This is a genomic window from Streptomyces sp. NPDC046759, assembly GCF_040645475.1.
Taxonomy (GTDB): domain Bacteria; phylum Actinomycetota; class Actinomycetes; order Streptomycetales; family Streptomycetaceae; genus Streptomyces.
The window spans coordinates 39,943-58,786 of sequence record NZ_JBEYYJ010000032.1 but is presented as its reverse complement, the minus strand read 5'-3'; the positions used below and the strand labels follow the sequence as shown (position 1 = coordinate 58,786).

Genomic DNA, 18,844 nt, shown 5'->3' with positions numbered 1-18,844 from the left:
GGTCGGCGCGATCGGCGCGTGCGGCTCACGGACCCACCGGGTACGGCGGTGGGCGGGGCGCACAGGCGTGCGGAAGGGTGGTGCGGCCGCGGCGGGAAGCGGTGTGCGGGGCAGGGGGGTGCCGTGCGGCAGCGCCGTGCGGCTCAGCCGTCCTCGGTGCGGCGTGCCGTGCGTCCGGCCAGTTGCAGCCGGTCGATCCTGCCCGTGGCGGGGTCGCGGAGGAACTGTCCGCCCGGCTCCGGGCGGCCGGTGGCCGGGTCGACCAGGTCGCACGACAGGTCGGCGTAGCAGACCAGCGGGAGCGGCAGGTCGCCGTCGACGGAGAGGGCGGACACGCCGTCGGGGCCGGCCACGACGCGGTAGGTGGTGCTCCCGTTGCGGTACGTGCCGGCGCAGTCGGGCAGGGCGACGGGGCGGCCGCGGTGGGCGGGACGGGCGGTGGCGGGCACCCGGACTCCGGTGAGGCGGGCGAGGTCACCGGCCAGCTCGCGCCACATGCGGGTGGCGCCGCCCGCGTTGCCGGTGAAGGCGACCACCACGCCGCTCTCCGGATCGGCCCTCACATGGCAGGACGTGCCCTGGGCGTTGCCGTCGTGGCCGCACCAGAGGCGTTCGTCCCGCTGGTACAGGGCGAGTCCCGGCCCCCACCCGTCGGCGAGACCCCCCGGCCTTGCGGCGGGTTCCGGGCGCCGCATCTCCTTGGCGACCGCGGGCGGCAGGACGTCCGAGCGGCCGACGAGCGCCCCGCCCAGGACGGCCAGGTCCTCCGCGCCGGCCAGCAGCGCGCCGGCCGGCGCCTCCAGCGGCGCCAGGGTCTGCGCGGCGGGCCGCAGCTGCCCGGTGGCGGTGTTGACGGCGTGCCCGGTGGCGACCGGGCGGGCGGGGTGGCGCTCGCCGATGAACGCGGGCTCGATGCCCAGGGGTTCGAGGAGCAGCGTCCTGATCGCTTCCTGCCAGGTCATGCCGGTCACGGTCTCCACCAGCCGTCCTGCGGCGACATAGCCGGCGTTGGAGTAGGAGAAGCCGGTGCCCGGGGGGAACAACAGGTCCTGTGCGGTGCAGACGTCCGCAAGGTAGCGGCTCGGGGTGGTCGCGGCGGCGGCATCGGAGTCGGGACCTGTGGGCAGGCCGCCTGTGTGGCTCAGGAGCTGGCGGACGGTGACGTCGGGGACGTGACGCAGTTCGGGCAGCTGGCCGGCGGCGGGCTCGTCCAGGTCGAGGTCGCCGTCGTCGGCGAGGAGCAGCACGAGGGCCGCCGTACAGGGCTTGGTGAGGGAGCCCAGGGGCACGGCCGTGTCCGCGGTGCAGGGGACGCCGGTGGACACGTCGGCCGTGCCGGTGTGCAGCGTGAGGAGGTCGGTGCCGTTGTCCATGACCAGCTGGGCGCCGGGCACCCGGTGGGTCCGGGCGAGTGCGTCGAGGCGGTCCTGGAGCTCCTGGCGTAACGGGGACGGCACCCAGGAGGCGGCTGTGGCGGCGGGGAGGGTGTACGGCATGAGAAGGGGACTCCCGTGGCATGGGTCTCATGTGCGGGTGACGGTTCGGCCCGTCGCGAGCGGTGCGGGGGCCGACCGGGGCGCGGGCGCGCCGGGCTTACGCTCTGCTGACCTCGACGGGCAGGTGGCGTACGCCGATGATCACGGCCGGGTTCTGGAGGGTGACGTCCTCGTAGGAAGGCACCCCCAGCCTGCGGAATCGTTTATGCAGCATGCGCAGGGCGATCCGCGCCTCGAGCCGCGCCAGCGGCGCGCCGAAGCAGAAGTGGATGCCGTGGCCGAAGGTCAGGTGCGGGTTGGGGCGGCGGGTCACGTCGAGGACGTCGGGCGCGGCGAAGCGGGCCGGGTCACGGTTGGCGGCGCCGAGGTGCACCATGAGCAGCGTGTCGGTGGCGAGTTCGCGGCCGCCCAGGACCACCGGCCGGGTGACGCGGCGTCCCAGCTCGGGAAAAGGAGGCAGCCAGCGCAGCACCTCCTCGATGGCGTCCGGAAGCCCGGCGGGATCGGCGCGCAGCGCGGCGTTCGTACCGGGGTGCCGGTCGAAGGTGACGACGGCGTTGCCGAGCAGCGCGGTGGTGGTGATGTGCCCGGCGACCAGCAGCAGGGCGACGAACCCGACCATCTCCTGGTCCTGGAGGCGGACGCCGTCCACCTCGGCGGCGATGAGCGCGCTGGTGAGGTCGTCGCCGGGGTGCGCGCGACGGTGGCGGATGTGGTCCAGCATGTAGCCGTTCATCTCGCGCACCGTGGGGGCGATGGCCTCCAGGGCCCGCTCCAGGTCGGCCATGTCCGGGGCCTCGCCGAGCTGGTCGCCGCCGAACAGCACGCTCGCCCACTCCTGGAAGAGCCGGTGTTCTCCGGCGGGGATGCCGAGCAGCTCGGCGATCACGATGATGGGGAGCGGATAGGCCAGCGCGTCGACCAGGTCGAACCGGTCGTGGTCCGCGACGGCGTCCAGCAGCCTCGCGCACACCTCTTCGATGCGGGGTTCGAGCGACTGGACGACCCGAGGGGTGAACGCCTGGCTGACCAGGGTGCGGAGCTTGCGGTGCTCCGGTGGGTCCATTCCCACGAAGTTGCCCTGCCGGAAGGTGTCGAAGTCCGGCTGGCTGGGGGTGAGGGCGGTCATGTCCGAGGAGTACGTCGCCGGATCGGCGAGCACGGCGGCGGCCGTCTCATGGTCCACTACCTGCCATATGCCCTGGCCCTCGTCGTGGCGCACGGGTCCGGCCTCGCGTAAGCGCCGCCAGCGGTCGGGTAACGCCTCCAGGAGGAAGGAGTCGCCCGTCAGTTGGTTGCTGATCACCTTGTCTCCTTGATAACGGCGCGCGGGCACGGAGGGATCACGCACACGGCTGGTGCCGGGAAGTGACGGTGGAGCACTCAGGACCGCCGGTACGACCACCCTCAGTACGACCGGGCCACGACCGGTGAGCCGGCCGGGCCGGCACGATCCGACCTCGACGGCCTGGCACGACCCGCCTCGACGGCCCCGGGTGGCTCGTGGTCGACTGCTGTCAGGCAACGGCCAGGGCGGCCGGAGGCGGCGGGGCCTCACGATGCGCGGTGCGAGGCACGGCGGCTCCAGGGTCTGTCACGACCTCGTTCCGCCCTCTGCTCTCCGACGGACCAGACATCTCTTCTCCCCCTTGGCGATACCTCCCGCGCGGCGCTGCGCGCGGAAACCCTGCCGGTCCCTGACGGCAAGCGGCCTGGACGGGACCACGCGAAACGAGACGCAGGAATGCGTGCCGACGCCCCTTACTGCCCCTGATCGGCAGGGAGTGCCGCCATTCACACCTTCGTTTCGACGGAACGCGGCCACAGTCTTCACGGCGAGTCACCCGATCGCAACCCCCGCAAGTTGAACGGAGAGTGCCTGGGTGAATCATTTGCGTCACCATCCAGCCAACCCGGCGGGACGGGAGGACACAGAACGTCTCCGGCCGTATTCCGCGGGGCGTGTGCCCCCGCACTCCACCCGTAAACCCGCGCTCACGGAAATACCCGCCACCGCGGCGTGTCCCGTCGTGCGGCTCGCGGCCGCTGCTCCGCCGGGCCCCGCGCATCGCGCGCCTCGCTCATGGCCGACCCCGCCTCTGACCAGCGTTGACGGGCGATCTGCGGGAAGGTGGGGGCACCGCCGGGACCGTCGGGCGAGCACCGCCGCGCCCGACGCCGCGCCAGGAGGTTTTCACCGCCCTCACCGCTCCGCAGCGGCACGGCGCGGCCACGAACCGCCGGGCAGCGGTACGGCCGGGAAGCCACCCCTTCGTGCGTAGGGATTCGGCCATCGGGAGGCGCGGGGGCGCACGTGGGTCATCGGTACGCCGCCCGCGCTTCCGCTGCCCCGGCATGGGTGCGGCCGGACGGGGTATTCGGTGGCATCCAGCCCGGGGCCGCAGGCCGGGGTCCTCGCCGTGCGCGGTGCCGCCGCGCGAGGGAATCTTGTTTTTGCCCAGGATGCGCGAGGCGGCCGTACGAGGAGGTGGTCGGCGTGTCCGACGGGCCGGCGCCGGCAGCGGAACCGGCGGCCGGCGCGACACCGGTCGCCCGGCCGGTGCTCTCGCTTGCGCTGGTCTCGATGATGCAGGAGGTGCACGCGCACTCCGGCGCGGTGTACCTGCTCAGGCCCGACGAGCCGGTCCTGGAGATGACGGTGCACGCGGGCCTGCCCCGCGCCTTCGCGGCGCCGTGGGAGCGGGTCGGTCTGAGCGCGCCGCTCCCGGTCGCCGACGCGGTGCGCGAACGGCGACTGGTGTGGGTGGGCGGCGAGGAGGCGATGGCCCGCGGCTACCCGCGCATCGCGGTGGTGCTGCCGTACCCGTTCGCGCTGGCCGCGCTGCCCGTGGCGACGGAGCAGCGGGTGTACGGTGCGGTGTTCGTGACCTGGCCGGGAGCGCATCCCCCGGAGCTGTCCGCCCGGGAACGCGACCATCTGTGGGCGGCCTGCGACCGGCTGGCACTGCGGCTGGAACGGGCCGCGGAGGAGAAGCGGCCGCTCGGGAGCGAGCCGGACCTGGTGACAGCGACGCCGGCGGCGACCGCGTCGGACACGCCGGGTTCGGTGGAGGCGGCGCGGATGGTCTCCCGGCTGCCGTACGGGCTGGTGTCGCTGGACCTGCACGGCAGGATCGCGTTCGTCAACGCGGCCGCCGCCGAGCTGCTCGGCAGGCCGGCCGGTGAGCTCCTGGGCACCCTGCCCTGGGTGTCGGTGCCCTGGCTGAACGACCCGATGTACGAGGACCGTTACCGCGGAGCCCTGCTCAGCCAGCAGGCGATGTCGTTCGTGGCGCTGCGCCCGCCGGGGCAGTGGCTGTCGTTCCGCATGTATCCGAGCACGACCGGGCTGAGCGTGCGGATCAGCCGGGCGCGGGCGGTGGCCGACATGGTGCGGGGGACGGCGCAGGCGGACCCGTCCCCGTCCCGGCTGGTGTCGATCTCCCAGGTGCTGAGCTTCGCCGGCGCGCTGACCGAGGCGGTCGGGGTGCAGGACGTGGTGCAGCTGGTCTGGGACGAGGTGGCCCCGGCCGTGGGCAGCCAGGCGATGGTGGTGCTCGGCTCGCAGGGCGGACGGCTGCACGTGCTGGGACATCGCGGGCATCCGGACCCGCACAGCGTGGAGCGCTTCCATGGGCTGCCACTGACCGAACGGACTCCGGGCACCCAGGTCCTGAACAGCGGGGTGCCCGCGTTCTTCGCCTCGCAGGAGGAGCTGGAACGGCTGTATCCGCGGCACGAGACCCCGGACGGCTTCGCGGCCTGGGCCTATCTGCCGCTGATCGCGTCCGGACGGCCGGTGGGCACCTGTGTGCTGGCGTACGCCGAGGCTCATGTCTTCCCTGCCGACGAGCGGGCCGTGCTGACGTCCCTCGGCGGGCTGATCGCCCAGGCGCTGGAGCGGGCCCAGCTCTACGACGCCAAGCACCGGCTCGCGCACGGGCTGCAGCAGGCGCTGCTGCCGCGCTCGCTGGCACCGCCGCCCGGGATCGAGGCGGCCGCCCGTTATCTGCCGGCCACCCACGGCATGGACATCGGCGGCGACTTCTACGACCTGGTGCCGACGCTGCCTCTGACGGCGGCCGTGATCGGGGATGTCCAGGGGCACAACGTGACCGCGGCGGGCCTGATGGGGCAGATCCGCACCGGGGTGCGGGCCTACACCACGGTCGGGCACGCTCCGCACGAGGTGATGAGCAGTACCAACCGGCTGGTGATCGACCTGGGCACCGAGCTGTTCGCCAGTTGTCTGTACCTGCGGCTGGACCCGGCGCGCGGGCGGGCCGTCATGGCGCGGGCGGGGCATCCGCCGCCGCTGCTGAGACGGCCGGACGGGCGGGTACGGGTGCTGGACCTGGCCGGTGGCCCGCTGCTGGGGATCGACCCGGGCGCGGTGTATCCCACCACCGAGGTGTCCCTCGCGCCCGGATCGGTGCTCGTGCTGTACACCGACGGCCTGGTGGAGGCCCCCGGTTCCGACATCGAGGACGCGCTCGTCGGCCTCGGCGAGCTGCTGTCGGAGATCGGCGACCAGCCGCTGGAACGGCTGGCGGACGAGGTCGTCCGGCACAGTGCGGCGGCGCGGCAGCGGGTGGACGACGTGGCGGTGCTGCTGCTGCGGGCCCGCGAGGGGAGCTGAGGCGGGGGAAGGAAAGACCGGCCACGACGGCGCCGCGGACGAACGACGGCGCCGTCGTGGCCGTGCCTGAGGAGCGCTCAGCGCGTGCCGGTCAGGGACGACCCGTCGTTCGCGGAGCCACTGCCGGACTGGTCGGAGCCACTGCCGGACTGGTCGGAGCCGCTGCCGGACTGGTCGCCCGACCCGGCGCCGGCCCCCGACTGGTCACCGGCCGAGGCCGAGGGGTCGGCGGAACCCGACTGGTCACCCGCACCGGACTGGTCGCCCGCCGAGGCCGAAGGGGCGGCGGAACCCGACTGGTCACCCGCACCGGACTGGTCGCCCGCCGAGGCCGAAGGGGCGGCGGAACCCGACTGGTCACCCGCGCCGTTGCCGCCGTTGCCGAGGGTCGCGCCGGTGGCCTGCAGGGCGGCGGTCACCGGCTGGAAGAAGGTCTCGCCGCCGTTGGTGCAGTCGCCGCTGCCGCCGGAGGTGAGGCCGACGGCTCCGCCGTCCTGGGTGAACAGGGAGCCGCCGCTGTCGCCGGGTTCGGCGCAGACGTTGGTCTGGATGAGACCGTTGACGGTGTCGACGCCGCCGGGGTTGGTCTCGCTCTGGAAGTTCACGGTGGCGTCGAGCCCGGTGACCTGGCCGTCGTGCAGTCCGGTGGTGGACCCCATCCGGAACACGGTCTCGCCGACGGTGGCGTCGGCGGCCTGTGTGATCTGGACGGTCTGGCCGTTGCCGGTGTTGACCTCGCTGGGTGCCTGGGTGTTCGGGTCGGTGTACTTGACGAGTGAGAAGTCGTTGCCGGGGAACTTGGCCTGGTCCACCGTGGCGATGGGCTGGCCGTTCTGCGAGTCGGACCAGTCCTTGGCGGCGACGCCGCAGTGACCGGCCGTCAGGAAGGCGGGGCTGCCGTCGGAAGCGGTGACGTTGAAGCCGAGGGAGCAGCGGACGCCGCCTTGCTGCGTCTGGGAGAAGATGGCGTCACCGCCCGAGACGAAGGTCTTGAAGGTGCCGCCGGACTTCTTGAGGGTGGCCATGCCGGAGCCGAGGCTCTGCACGGTCGACTGCAGTCTGTTCCACTTGGCGCCGGTGACGGTGGAGTCGGCGGTCACCAGGACCTTGTCGGTGCGCGGGTCCACCGACCACGAGGTGCCGGGGATCGTCGCCTTGGTCTTCAGCGTCGCGGCGGCGGCCTTGAGGTCGCTGGTGCTGTTCTGCACCTGGCGGACCACCGCGCCCGCCTTCTTCGCCTGGACGATCGTGTTGCTGTCGCCGTTGACCACGTTGACGACGAGCTGCTGCTTGCCGCTGTCGTAGTACGACCCGGCGAAGGCCTTGCCCAGGATCTTCTGCAGCTGGGCGGCGAGGTCCGAGGCCTGTGTGGCCTTCAGCGTCCTCGCGGTGCCGGCGGCGCCCTGCGCCTGGTTCTTGTCCTGGGACGCGTTGGCGTTGGGCAGCAGGAGAGCCGCCGCTCCGAGCGCCGCGACACCGCCCACCGCTATCGCGGCCTTGCGCTTGGGCATTCGCTTGTGACTCAAACTTCTCGACCTCCTGGGTACGGGGGTCTGCCGCATTCGGGCAGTTCGTATCGGGGCGCCTGGATGACCGTACGTACGCACCGGGCGCGCGGTGTGTTCAATTCCGCTTCCCAACGGCCGTGCGGGGCGGGCGAATCGGCCGTCCCCGCGTGTCGGGGCGGGCCGCCGGGAACAATCCGCCACATGACGATGACCCCGGCCGAAGCCGACAAGATCCTTTCCGCCAACTTCGCCCCCTGGGTGCTCGATCTGGGGCTGACCGTCGAGGTGGTGGGCGAGGACCGGGCCGTGCTGCTACTGCCCTGGTCGCAGCGGCTGGCCCGGGAGGGCGGGGGCCTGTCGGGGCAGGCCCTGATGGCGGCCGCCGACACGGCGACGGTGATCGCGGTGTGCGCCGCGCGGGGTGGCTTCGTGCCCATGACGACGGTTCAGCAGTCGACGTCGTTCCAGCGGGCGGTGACCGGTGCGGATGTCCGGATCGAAGCGGTCCTGACGAAGCTGGGGCGCCGGATGGCGTTCGCGGACATCGTCCTGAGCGACGCCGACTCGGGGGCGCTCGCCGCGCGGGCGAGCACGGTCTACGCGATTCTGGGCTGAGAGCGTACCGGCACGGTCAGCTACCGATCGGTGACAGTCCGTTCCCGACGCGCAAGCGGAAGCCCTGCTTCAGGGAATCTGCACATTGAATACTCAACCAAGTCACCGCCGACAGTGGATCTGCACATCTGCGCGCCCCCCGGCATTCCTTTGGCGCGGAGTGCCGGATTCGCCGCGCGGCAGGCAAGGGGCCTGACGCACCGATGCGGTGCCGCATGTGAAGGAGTGGCCGACGTAGCGTGCGCACGTCTGCACGGATGAATCCTTCCGTCCATCAATTGCCCTGGTGAGAGCCCTGGTTGATTGGAAGCGCGCCCTGCCTGCGTGCTTTGATCCATCGCACCGCGGGGGTCGCGGCGGGCTCCCGGAGACGGGCGCCCGGCGCCCGCGGTCGCGGCCGTCCGTCTGACCCCAGAGGGGGCCGCTCTCCCCCTTGTGAAATATTTATTAGGAAGGGAAGTTCCACCATGAACTCCACCCCCCAGGTCGAGACCGTCGAGATCTCGGACGCCGAGCTGGACACCGTCTCCGGCGGTCTGTCCCTGAACGCCCTCAACACCGTGACCGGTGCCGTGAACGGCGTTGCCCCGGTTGCCGGCCTGAGCAACACCGCCATCGGCACGGTCGAGGGCGTCACCGGTCTGAACGTGCAGCCGGTCACCGACCTGGTCGCCGGTCTCTGATCGCACCTCGTTGCATCGGAAGTCCCGGAGCCGTCCCTCGGCTCCGGGGCTCTCGGATGTCTGAAACACCAGCGTCTGCCCCACAGGTGAGGGAAGTTCCGTGCAGTTCCGCCAACAGGCCCTCGCCAAGCTCCAGTCCCCGGAGGAGCTGGACCTTCCGGTGCGCCTGGCCCGCCCCCAGGGCTGGCTCGCCCTGGGCGTCACCGTCGTCGTCATGGCGGCGGCCGCCGTATGGGCGGTGACCGGCTCGGTCGCCTCCACGGTGAACGCGCCTGCCATCCTCACGCACGGGCAGGGCAGTTATCTGCTGCAGAGCCCGGTGTCCGGCCAGGTCACGGCCGTCCTGGTGAAGCAGGGCGAACGGCTGCCCGCCGACGCGCCGGTTCTCAAGGTCCGTACGGGCCAGGGCGATTCGGTGGTCCGCACGGTCGCCGCGGGGCGCGTCACCACGCTCGCCGCCACCATCGGGCAGATCATCCAGACCGGCACGAACGTCGCCGCCGTGGAGAAGGTCGCCCACGCCTCCGACCCGCTGTACGCGACCGTGTACGTGCCCGCCGAGAACGCCGCCGACATACCGGCCCACGCCCCCGTCGACCTGACCGTGTCGTCGGTGCCGACGCAGACGTACGGCGTGCTGCGCGGCCGGGTGAAGGCGGTGGACCGCACCGCGCAGTCCGCCCAGTCGATCTCCGCGTTCCTCGGCGACAGCCAGCTGGGCCGGCAGTTCACCGGCAAGGGCCGTCCCGTGGCCGTACTGGTGGCACTCGACACCTCGCAGAGCACCAAGAGCGGTTACCGGTGGTCCACCACGGACGGGCCGCCGTTCCGCCTGGACTCCATGACTCTCGCCTCCGGTTCCATCAAGCTGGCCGACCAGCGTCCCGTCGATTGGCTGCTCCCGTGACCACCACGCAGGAACGCGGACGCAGACGCGCCGCCCCGGCCAAGCGGCCGGTCCCCAAGTCCCGCGGCGGGGCGGTCCGTACCCCCACCGTGCTCCAGATGGAGGCCGTCGAGTGCGGCGCCGCCTCCCTGGCGATGGTCCTCGCACACTACGGCCGACACGTCCCGCTGGAGGAGCTGCGCATCGCCTGCGGTGTCTCCCGCGACGGGTCGCGCGCCTCCAACCTGCTGAAGGCCGCACGCAGTTACGGCCTGACCGCCAAGGGCATGCAGATGGACCTGGCCGCCCTCGCCGAAGTGCGGACACCGGCCGTCCTCTTCTGGGAGTTCAACCACTACGTCGTCTACGACGGCATGGGCCGCCGCTTCGGCCGGCGCGGTGTGTTCGTCAACGACCCCGCCAAGGGCCGCCGGTTCGTGCCCCTGGAGGAGTTCGACGGCAGCTTCACCGGTGTGGTGCTGGTGATGGAGCCGGGCGACGGCTTCGCCAAGGGCGGCCGCAGGCCCGGCGTGCTCGGCGCGCTGCCGGCCCGGCTGCGCGGCACCGCCGGCACCCTGCCCGCCGCCGTCCTGGCCAGTCTGCTGCTGGTCGCGGTCGGCGCCGCCGTGCCCGCGCTCAGCCGCACCTACATCGACAAGTTCCTCATCGGCGGCCAGACCTCCCTGCTGGGCGTGCTGTTCGCCTCGATGGCCACCTGTGTGCTGCTCACCGTGGTGCTGACCTGGCTCCAGCAGACCAACCTGCTGCACGGCCGGATCATCTCCTCCACCCTCTCCAGCGCCCGCTTCCTGCGCCATCTGCTACGGCTGCCGGTGACCTTCTTCGCCCAGCGCTCCCCCGCCGACCTGGTGCAGCGCCTGCAGTCCAACGACCAGGTCGCCGAGACCCTGGCCCGCGACCTCGCCGCGGCCGGCGTGGACGCGATCGTCGTGGTGCTGTACGCCGTCCTTCTCTACACCTACGATCCGCAGCTGACGTATGTCGGCATCGGCGTGGCCCTGCTCAACGTGGTCGCCATGCGGCTGGTCGTACGGCTGCGCGCGACCCGTACGGCGAAGCTGCGCGCGGACACGGCACGGCTGACCAACACCTCGTACACCGGTCTGCAGCTGATCGAGACGATGAAGGCGACCGGCGGCGAGGACGGCTATTTCCGCAAGTGGGCCGGACAGCACGCCACCACCCTGGAGGAGCAGCAGCGGCTCGGGGTGCCGAGCGCCTGGCTCGGAGTGGTCGCGCCGACGCTCGCCACGTTCAACAGCGCGCTGATCCTGTGGATCGGCGGGCTGCGCGCGGTCGAGGGGCACATCTCGGTGGGGCTGCTGGTCGCCTTCCAGGCGCTGGTCACCCGGTTCACCGCTCCCCTGACCCGGCTCAACGGCGTGGCGGGCCGCATCCAGGACTTCGCGGCCGACGTGGCCCGGCTGAAGGACGTGGAGAACTTCAAGGCCGACCCGCTGTACGCCCGCCCGCAAGGCGCCGACTCCACACGCCGGCTGCACGGGCACGTCGAGCTGGAGAACGTCACCTTCGGCTACAGCCCGCTCGACAAGCCGCTGCTCAGCGGTTTCGACCTGACCGTGGGCCCGGGTCAGCAGGTGGCGCTGGTCGGCGGCTCCGGCAGCGGCAAGTCCACGGTGTCCCGGCTGATCTCGGGCCTGTACGCCCCGTGGGACGGGGTGATCCGCATCGACGGCCGCCGGCTGGAGGACATTCCGCGCGGCGCGCTCGCCGCCTCGGTCTCCTTCGTGGACCAGGACGTGTTCCTCTTCGAGGGCTCGGTCCGGGACAACGTGGCCCTGTGGGACCCCTCGATCCCCGACGAGGCAGTGGTGGAGGCGCTGAAGGACGCGGCCCTGTACGACGTGGTGATGCGCCGGCCCGGCGGCATCCACAGCAGGGTCGAGCAGGACGGCCACAACTTCTCCGGCGGCCAGCGCCAGCGCCTGGAGATCGCGCGGGCCCTGGTGCGCCGGCCCAGCATCCTGGTCCTCGACGAGGTGACCAGCGCGCTGGACGCGGAGACCGAGCTGGTCGTGATGGACAACCTGCGCCGGCGCGGCTGCGCCTGCGTGGTGATCGCGCACCGGCTGAGTACGGTCCGCGACAGCGACGAGATCGTCGTCCTCCAGCACGGCACGGTGGTCGAACGCGGGCGGCACGAGGAGCTGGTGGCGCACGGCGGCGCGTACGCCGAGCTGGTCAGGGAGCGATGAGATGACGACCGTGCAGGAGGGGCACGAAGGCGACCTCGTGCTCGGTGCGCTGGGGTCCATGGGAACCCGAATCGACTGCGCCGGTTTCAGCCGCCTGGACCTGGAGGGCCCGCAGGTGCTGTGGCTGGTCGCGGCCGGCGCCCTGGACCTGTTCGCGGTGGACGCCGCCCAGCAGGGCCACTGGCACCACCTGGGCCGGCTGGAGGCGGGTGCCCTGCTGCTCGGTCCGGTCGCCGGGCCCCAGCACACCCTGGTCGCCCGGCCGGTACGGGACTGCGTGGTGCACCGCGTGAACCTGCGCGAGCTGTACCAGCCCGCCAACACCCAGACCTGGTCGTACGACGAGTACGGCAACCCCCAGTACGTGCCGCCCGCCACCAGCCCGCTGGAGTACGCGGTCGCGCTCGGCGTCGGCCGCGGCCTGTCCGTCCTCTTCCAGGCCCCGATGGCCGAGGAGCGGTCCCAGGCGCCGACCGACGACGACGTGTTCTGGATGCAGGTGCCGCCGGGCAGCGTCCAGTACGGCTCGCTGTACGGCGCCGAGGCCGCCGCCGACCTGCTGATGGACCCCGCGCTGTGGCAGTCCATGGTCGACCAGCAGTACCGGCTGCTGACCGCGCTGGACCGCTGGATCGAGCAGCTGGAGCGCACCCACGAGAACCGCACGGCCGCCGGCATCAAGGCCGGCGAGGCGGTGCGCGCCCAGGCCGACCAGACTCTCCTCGCGTCCATCGGCAAGCGCTCGGCCCGCCGGACGACGGCCGCCGACGCCGACGCCGGATACGCCGCCTGCAAGCTGGTCGCCGAGGCGGCCGGGATCGAGCTGGCCGAGCCCGCGCAGAGCGGCTCCGAGAGCGAACGCCTCGACCCCGTCGAACGGGTGGCGCTCGCCTCGCGGGTGCGCGCCCGGGCCGTACGGCTGCAAGGGCGCTGGTGGCGGGAGAACGTGGGCCCGCTGGTGGGGCACCGGGCGCTGTCCGGGGCGCCGGTCGCGCTGCTGTGGCGGCGCGGCGGGTACGTGGCCGTCCATCCGGGCACCGGCCGGGAGACCCCGATCGAGAAGGCGAACGCGGAGGAGTTCGAACCGCGCGCGGTGATGTTCTACCGGCCGCTGCCGGACAAGGCGCTCTCACCGTTCGGTCTGCTGCGGTTCAGCCTGCGCGGCACGCGCGGCGATCTGCTGGGCCTGCTGCTGGCGGGCCTGGTGACGGTGGCGATCGGCGCGCTGGTGCCGGTCGCCACGGGCAAGGTGCTCGGCGAGTTCGTGCCCCGGGCGCAGCAGGGCCTGATCGTCCAGGTGTGCCTCGCGGTGATGGTCAGCGGGGTGGTCGCGGCGGCGTTCACGCTCCTGGAGAACCTGTCGATCCTGCGGCTCGAGGGCCGGATCGAGGCCGCGCTCCAACCCGCCGTCTGGGACCGTCTGCTACGGCTGCCGACGCGGTTCTTCACCCAGCGCTCCACGGGTGAGCTCGCCAGTGCCGCCCTGGGCATCAGCGCGATCCGCCGGCTGCTGGCGGGCGTCGGCCCGGTGGTCGCGCAGTCGGTGACGGTCGGTGCGATGAACCTGGGTCTGCTGTTTTGGTACAGCCCGTCGATGGCCCTTGCGGCCCTCGGCATGCTCGTCGTCATCGCGGCCGTGTTCCTCGGGCTCGGGCTGTGGCAGGTGCGCTGGCAGCGGAAGCTGACGGTGCTCGGCAACAAGCTGAACAACCAGGCCTTCCAGACCCTGCGGGGCCTGCCCAAGCTGCGGGTGGCGGCGGCCGAGAACTACGCGTACGCGGCCTGGGCCCGCGAGTTCGCGCGCAGCCGAGAGCTGCAGCAGAAGGTCGGCCGGATCAAGAACCTCACCACGGTGCTCGGCGGGGTCTACCTGCCCGTGTGCACGCTGCTGATGTTCATGCTGCTCGCGGGGCCCGCCAGGGGCGCGATGTCGGCGGCCGACTTCCTGACCTTCAACACCGCGGTGACGATGGTGCTGACCTCGGTCACCCAGCTCACCGGCTCGTTCGTGTCGGCCGTGGCCGCGCTGCCGCTGTTCGAGGAGATCAGGCCGGTCTTCGAGGCGACCCCCGAGGTGCGCACGTCCAGCACCCGTCCGGGTCCGCTCTCGGGCGCCCTCGAGGCCCGCCGGCTCTCCTTCCGCTACGCCGACGACGGCCCGCTCGTGCTCGACGACGTGTCCTTCGCCGTCCGGCCGGGCGAGTTCGTGGCGGTCGTCGGCCCGAGCGGCTGCGGCAAGTCCACCCTGCTGAGGCTCCTCATCGGCTTCGACAAGCCGGTCTCCGGCAGTGTCCTGTACGACGGCCAGGACCTCGCGGCGCTCGACCAGTCGGCCGTCCGCCGCCAGTGCGGGGTCGTACTCCAGCACGCGCAGCCGTTCACCGGCTCCATCCTGGACGTCATCTGCGGCACCGAGCCGTACACGCCGGAGGAGGCGATGGCGGCCGCCGAGATGGCGGGGCTCGCGGAGGACATCAAGCGCATGCCGATGGGCCTGCACACGATCGTGGCCGGCAACGGCGCCATCTCCGGCGGTCAGCGCCAGCGCCTGATGATCGCGCAGGCCCTGATCCGGCGCCCGCGCATCCTGTTCTTCGACGAGGCGACCAGCGCCCTGGACAACGACACCCAGCGGATCGTCATCGACAGCACCCGCAAGCTGAACGCCACCCGTGTCGTCATCGCGCACCGGCTGTCGACGGTCCTGGACGCCGACCGGGTGATCGTGATGGAGGACGGCAAGGTCGTCCAGCAGGGAGCCCCCGCCGAACTGCTCGCCGACACCGCGGGCCGGCTGCACGAACTGGTACGCCGCCAGCTGGCCTAGCGCCCGCCCTCGTCCTCCTCGTCCATGCCCTGGACGTCCGCGCCCTGTTCGTCCCCGCACGGTTCGTCCCCGCATGGTTCCGCCCCGTGGCCGGGAATCCAGTGGTGCTCGCAGAACCAGCGGCCGAACAGGGCGCCGCCGTAGGTGACGAACCCGACGCCGATCAGCCAGGACTCGACCACGAGCACGGTGCCGACCGCGCCGTAGCTGAGCGCGTTGGTGACGATGAGCGGGGTGAAGACCAGGTAGGAGAAGGCCCGCAGGCCGGCCAGGCCGATGACCGTGGCCACGGCGCCCGGGAAGAGGGTGCGCCAGCGGATCTGGCCGCCGAGCAGGAATCGCTGACCCCACCAGAAGAACAGCACGCCGCTCAGCGCGGACAGGGAGATCCGCTGGCCGCCGTGCAGGGCGCCCTTGGTGGCCACCTCCTGGTAGAGGTAGGCGGTGAGGGCCACCAGCCAGGTCGCCTGCCGCCAGACGCGGTGCCAGGGGCCGGAGGCCAGCCCCCAGATGCGTTCGTAGGCGTTCTGCACGCTGCCGCCGAAGGACACGCCGAAGACGGCCAGCAGGACGCCACCCCAGACGCTGGTCGTGCCGATGACCTTGCGCGGCGGGCTGATGACGTCGGTGATCACCTTGGCGGACCGGCCGGACAGGCCCATGCCGTCGGTGAGCCACGAGGCGAAACCGCCGCGCACCAGGGGATCGGCGGCGGCGACGACGATCAGCAGCGGCGCCAGCGTCACCAGCGCCAGCGTGGCGAACCCCATGGCCCGGTGCATCAGTTCCAGCTCACGGCCGTGCTCGAACAGGATTCCGACCCTGAGCCACTCCCAAGCGCGGTGCAGGCCGCGCCGCCACCGCCTCACGGCTCCTCCCGTGCTCGCCGCCCACACGCTCTCCTGAGCCGATTCATCCACCCCCGGGCGCTCCGGGCAACTCGCGGTGCGGCGTGTCGGCTGTCCGCGGTCCGGCGACACGGCGGCGGAGTGAACGGTTTACGGGCCGCGCCACCGGAGAATCGGACCCCGTGCGTACTCCTGCCGAGGTGCCCTCCACGGAACGGCCCACGCCGGGCGGCCGGCGGCGCCCGCTGATCCTGAGCGCGAGCATGGGGGCCGGTCACGACACCGTGGCCGCCGAACTGGCACGCCGGGCGGCCGCGAGCGGACTGACACCGCACGTGGCCGACGTCCTGCGGCTGCTGCCGTACGGTCTGGGCGGCGGTCTGCGCCGCTCCTACCAGGCGTCGGTACGCCACTTCCCGTGGGCCTACGCGGGCGTCTACGGCGCGTTCCTGCGCGGTGGCGGCGGGCCGCGTCCGAGCGGGGTGCCCCTGGCCCGGCTCGCCGGTGACCGGCTGACGGAGCTCGTGGAGCGGCTGGACGCCGACGTGGTGGTGTCCGTCTTCCATCTGGCCGCGCAGCTCACCGGTCACCTCAGGGCCCGGGGCCGGCTGCGGGTGCCGAGCGCCGTCTTCCTCGTCGACTTCGCCGTGCACCGGCAGTGGCTGCATCCCGGCAACGACCAGTATCTGTGTCTCACGGACGGGGCGGCCGGCGAAGTGCGGCGGGCCCTGTCCCTGCCCACCGTGACGACCGGCCCGGCGGTCGCACCCGGCTTCCTCGCGCAGCCGCCCGGGGCGGCCCGGTGGCGCGAGCGGTTCGCCGCGCGGGCGCCCGGCCGGCCGCCGGTCCTGCTGTCCGCGGGCGCCTGGGGCGCGGCGTCCCGCCCGGACACCACCGCACGGCTGCTGGCGGAAGCCGGATATCTGCCGGTGGTGCTGTGCGGGCGCAACGCGCGGCTGCGGGCGCGGGTGTGCCGGGTGCCCGGCGTGCTCGCCCTCGACTGGGTGGACGACATGCCCGGACTGCTCGCCGCCGCGTACGCCCTGGTGGACAACGCGGCCGGCCAGACCGCCGTACAGGCCCTGGCCGCCGGGCTGCCGGTGATCGGGTTCCGGCCGCTGCCCGGCCACGGAGTGGACGGGGTACGCCGGATGTCCCTCCTCGGCGTGTCGGAACACGCCCCGGACGGGCCCGCGTTGCTGGCGGCGCTCGGCAGGCTCACCGAGGACGGCCGGGAGCGGGCGGAACGGGCGGCCCGGGGGCGCGCGTTGTTCCGGGGCGATCCGATGGCGTACGTGGCCGGGTTGTGACGGTGTCACCCGGGGGCGAGGCCGTCCTCGGGTACGGCCGCGTGGTCGCGCAGCGGGCCGACCGAGAGGCCGGCCTCCCGGCAGTCCCGCACCAGGGCGGGCAGTGCGCCGAGGGCCGAGCGCCAGCAGCCGGGAGCGGCGAGCCCGTCCGAGTCGTGCAGCAGGACCGTGCCGCCGCCGCGCAGATCCGCCGCGACCAGGGCCCGCACGGACGCCGGCGTGGCCTCGGCCGTCCAGTCCTTGCCCCACGCCGACCACAGCACCGGCCGCAGCCCCGCCCGCCGGGCGGCCAGCCAGCGTCCCGAGGTGAGGATGCCGTACGGCGGGCGGTACCACTGGGGCCGGTGGCCGGAGAGGTCGTGCACCGCGCGGACCGTCCGGGCGACCTGCTCGGTGTCCCGGGCCGGTGCGGGCCGCCAGGGGCGGTCGTGCGTCCAGCCGTGCACCGCGAGTTCATGGCCTCGCCGGGCGGTCTCCCGGAGCAGCGCGGGATGGCGCACCACGTTCTCGCCGAGCACGAAGAACGTGGCCCGTACGCCGAGTTCGTCCAGCGCGTCGAGGAAACACGGGGTGGACCGCGGGTCCGGGCCGTCGTCGAAGGTCAGCGCGATGTGCCGGCGGCGGCCGGTGCCGGAGAGGCGGGGACACAGCAGCAGCCGTACGCCCGGGAGCCAGGTGGCCGCCGGTCCGATGTGCGCCGCGGCGACGGCGGCCGGCAGCAGGAGGGCCGCGGTACGCCAGGGACGGCCGGACATGAGGTGCATCGCTGGCCTGCCTTCCTGTCTTCTCACGGGGTGCGTGCCCGCGGTGGCGTGCTGGTGCTGTACCCGATGCGGTAGGCCCCGATGACCTCGGTCACCCGAAGCGCGCGGCGAGCCGCCGGTAGAGCCCGGGTGCGGCACCGCGTACCAGGGCGGGACACCGGAGCCAGCCGGGGACGTACACCTCGTCCTTGCCGTGCCGTACGGCGGTCCACACGGCGTCCGCCACCCGTTCCGGCGGCACCGGCCGCGGCCAGATCCTGGTGTAGGGGGCGCCCCGCCGCTCGAAGAAGGGTGTGTCGACCACACCGGGGATCACATGGGTGAGGCCCACGCCGGTGCCGCGCAGTTCGTAGCGCAGGGCGTCGGCGAAGGCGGCCAGGGCGGCCTTCGCGGCGGAGTACACGGCCTCTCCGCGCACGCCGACGCTGCCCGCGACGGACCCGATGAGCACGATACGTCCCGACCCGGCGGCGACCATGGGGGGCAGCACGGCGCGCACGAGGTGCAGGGTGGCCAGCAGGTCGACGCCGACGATCTCGTCGATGCGCGCGTGCGGCATGCCGGTGAAGTCGCCGGCCCAGCCCACCCCTGCGCTTGCGACCACCAGATCGAGACGGCCCGCGTGGTCCAGGACCAGATCCGTGAGCAGCCGGCCGGCACCCGGCCGCGTCAGGTCCGCCGGTACGGCCAGGGCGTCGATCTGGTCGGCCACCTGCTCCAGTCGGGTGGCGTCACGCCCGTTCAGCACCAGCCGCCAGCCTCCCTCGGCGGCCAGCCGACGGGCGACGCCGGCACCGATGCCCGAGGACGCGCCCGTCACCAGGGCGGTGCCGCCCGGCCCCGTCCGGTGCGGCGGTCGCGGGGCGGGACCCGCCCCGGGCACGGAGGTCGCGACCGGCCCGGCGCGTTTCGACGGTCCTGCGGGGACGGGGGCATGGGACATGGTGACGACCTCACTGCGGCTGTGTGCACGGACTCGCGAACGTCGGGGCCGAACGCTCGCGGTGTATCCAGGGCGCCACACACCGGAA

Annotated in this window: 13 protein-coding genes; 7 read left to right on the top strand and 6 right to left on the bottom strand. The window is 72.9% G+C overall.

Features of this window, described 5'->3' with window-relative positions; genetic code table 11:
- Nucleotides 1-143: 143 nt before the first annotated feature.
- Nucleotides 144-1,496 (bottom strand): serine hydrolase domain-containing protein, encoded by a 1,353-nt coding sequence (locus tag ABZ919_RS33585; protein ID WP_361255360.1) that lies wholly within the window; start codon nt 1,494-1,496, stop codon nt 144-146.
- Nucleotides 1,497-1,593: 97 nt separating this feature from the next.
- Nucleotides 1,594-2,802 (bottom strand): cytochrome P450, encoded by a 1,209-nt coding sequence (locus tag ABZ919_RS33580; RefSeq protein WP_361255357.1) that lies wholly within the window; start codon nt 2,800-2,802, stop codon nt 1,594-1,596.
- A 1,191-nt stretch (nt 2,803-3,993) separates the two neighbouring features.
- Here ABZ919_RS33580 and ABZ919_RS33575 point away from each other — a divergent pair.
- Entirely contained in the window at nt 3,994-6,135 is a 2,142-nt protein-coding gene (locus ABZ919_RS33575; RefSeq protein ID WP_361255354.1) for a SpoIIE family protein phosphatase, read from the top strand.
- 77 nt (nt 6,136-6,212) lie between these two features.
- On the opposite strand, the gene ABZ919_RS33570 is transcribed toward ABZ919_RS33575, so the two are convergent.
- Nucleotides 6,213-7,646 carry a S1 family peptidase gene (locus ABZ919_RS33570; RefSeq protein ID WP_361255428.1) on the bottom strand — a complete coding sequence of 478 codons (1,434 nt, stop codon included), beginning with the start codon at nt 7,644-7,646 and terminating at the stop codon, nt 6,213-6,215.
- Between the two features lie 198 nt (nt 7,647-7,844).
- On the opposite strand from ABZ919_RS33570, the gene ABZ919_RS33565 reads away from it, so the two are divergent.
- The 5 genes from ABZ919_RS33565 (at nt 7,845) to ABZ919_RS33545 (ending at nt 14,891) form a co-directional block, all read left to right on the top strand.
- The gene (locus tag ABZ919_RS33565; protein WP_361255351.1) at nt 7,845-8,258 is read left to right on the top strand and encodes a PaaI family thioesterase; all 414 of its coding nucleotides are present in this window, start codon (nt 7,845-7,847) and stop codon (nt 8,256-8,258) included.
- Between the two features lie 467 nt (nt 8,259-8,725).
- A complete protein-coding gene (locus tag ABZ919_RS33560; RefSeq protein ID WP_361255348.1) occupies nt 8,726-8,941 on the top strand; it encodes a type A2 lantipeptide in 216 nt (71 codons plus the stop codon).
- A gap of 100 nt (nt 8,942-9,041) precedes the next feature.
- The gene (locus tag ABZ919_RS33555; protein WP_361255346.1) at nt 9,042-9,848 is read left to right on the top strand and encodes an HlyD family efflux transporter periplasmic adaptor subunit; all 807 of its coding nucleotides are present in this window, start codon (nt 9,042-9,044) and stop codon (nt 9,846-9,848) included.
- On the top strand, nt 9,845-12,064 hold the full coding sequence (locus ABZ919_RS33550; protein WP_361255343.1) for an NHLP family bacteriocin export ABC transporter peptidase/permease/ATPase subunit: 2,220 nt from the start codon (nt 9,845-9,847) through the stop codon (nt 12,062-12,064). Before ABZ919_RS33555 ends, ABZ919_RS33550 begins: the two co-directional genes overlap by 4 nt.
- 1 nt (nt 12,065) lies before the next feature.
- On the top strand, nt 12,066-14,891 hold the full coding sequence (locus tag ABZ919_RS33545; protein ID WP_361255340.1) for an NHLP bacteriocin export ABC transporter permease/ATPase subunit: 2,826 nt from the start codon (nt 12,066-12,068) through the stop codon (nt 14,889-14,891).
- On the opposite strand, the gene ABZ919_RS33540 is transcribed toward ABZ919_RS33545, so the two are convergent.
- Nucleotides 14,888-15,739 carry a ribonuclease BN gene (locus ABZ919_RS33540; RefSeq protein WP_361255425.1) on the bottom strand — a complete coding sequence of 284 codons (852 nt, stop codon included), beginning with the start codon at nt 15,737-15,739 and terminating at the stop codon, nt 14,888-14,890. The two genes, ABZ919_RS33545 and ABZ919_RS33540, sit on opposite strands and share 4 nt — an antisense overlap.
- A gap of 200 nt (nt 15,740-15,939) precedes the next feature.
- Here ABZ919_RS33540 and ABZ919_RS33535 point away from each other — a divergent pair, with 200 nt between their 5' ends.
- On the top strand, nt 15,940-17,049 hold the full coding sequence (locus tag ABZ919_RS33535) for a galactosyldiacylglycerol synthase (protein WP_361255422.1): 1,110 nt from the start codon (nt 15,940-15,942) through the stop codon (nt 17,047-17,049).
- 5 nt (nt 17,050-17,054) lie between these two features.
- Here the strand turns inward: ABZ919_RS33535 and ABZ919_RS33530 are convergent, their stop codons facing one another.
- Both ABZ919_RS33530 and ABZ919_RS33525 read right to left on the bottom strand, forming a co-directional pair.
- A complete protein-coding gene (locus ABZ919_RS33530; protein WP_361255337.1) occupies nt 17,055-17,813 on the bottom strand; it encodes a polysaccharide deacetylase family protein in 759 nt (252 codons plus the stop codon).
- A 91-nt stretch (nt 17,814-17,904) separates the two neighbouring features.
- Nucleotides 17,905-18,756, bottom strand: a complete 852-nt coding sequence (locus ABZ919_RS33525) for an SDR family NAD(P)-dependent oxidoreductase (RefSeq protein WP_361255335.1) — start codon at nt 18,754-18,756, stop codon at nt 17,905-17,907.
- Between the last annotated feature and the right edge of the window lie 88 nt (nt 18,757-18,844).

Coding starts and splice junctions, on each gene's coding strand:
- ABZ919_RS33585 (WP_361255360.1), bottom strand. CDS start 1,496: ATGCCGTACACCCTCCCCGCCGCCACAGCCGCCTCCTGGGTGCCGTCC.
- ABZ919_RS33570 (WP_361255428.1), bottom strand. CDS start 7,646: ATGCCCAAGCGCAAGGCCGCGATAGCGGTGGGCGGTGTCGCGGCGCTC.
- ABZ919_RS33565 (WP_361255351.1), top strand. CDS start 7,845: ATGACGATGACCCCGGCCGAAGCCGACAAGATCCTTTCCGCCAACTTC.
- ABZ919_RS33560 (WP_361255348.1), top strand. CDS start 8,726: ATGAACTCCACCCCCCAGGTCGAGACCGTCGAGATCTCGGACGCCGAG.
- ABZ919_RS33545 (WP_361255340.1), top strand. CDS start 12,066: ATGACGACCGTGCAGGAGGGGCACGAAGGCGACCTCGTGCTCGGTGCG.
- ABZ919_RS33530 (WP_361255337.1), bottom strand. CDS start 17,813: ATGCACCTCATGTCCGGCCGTCCCTGGCGTACCGCGGCCCTCCTGCTG.
- ABZ919_RS33525 (WP_361255335.1), bottom strand. CDS start 18,756: ATGTCCCATGCCCCCGTCCCCGCAGGACCGTCGAAACGCGCCGGGCCG.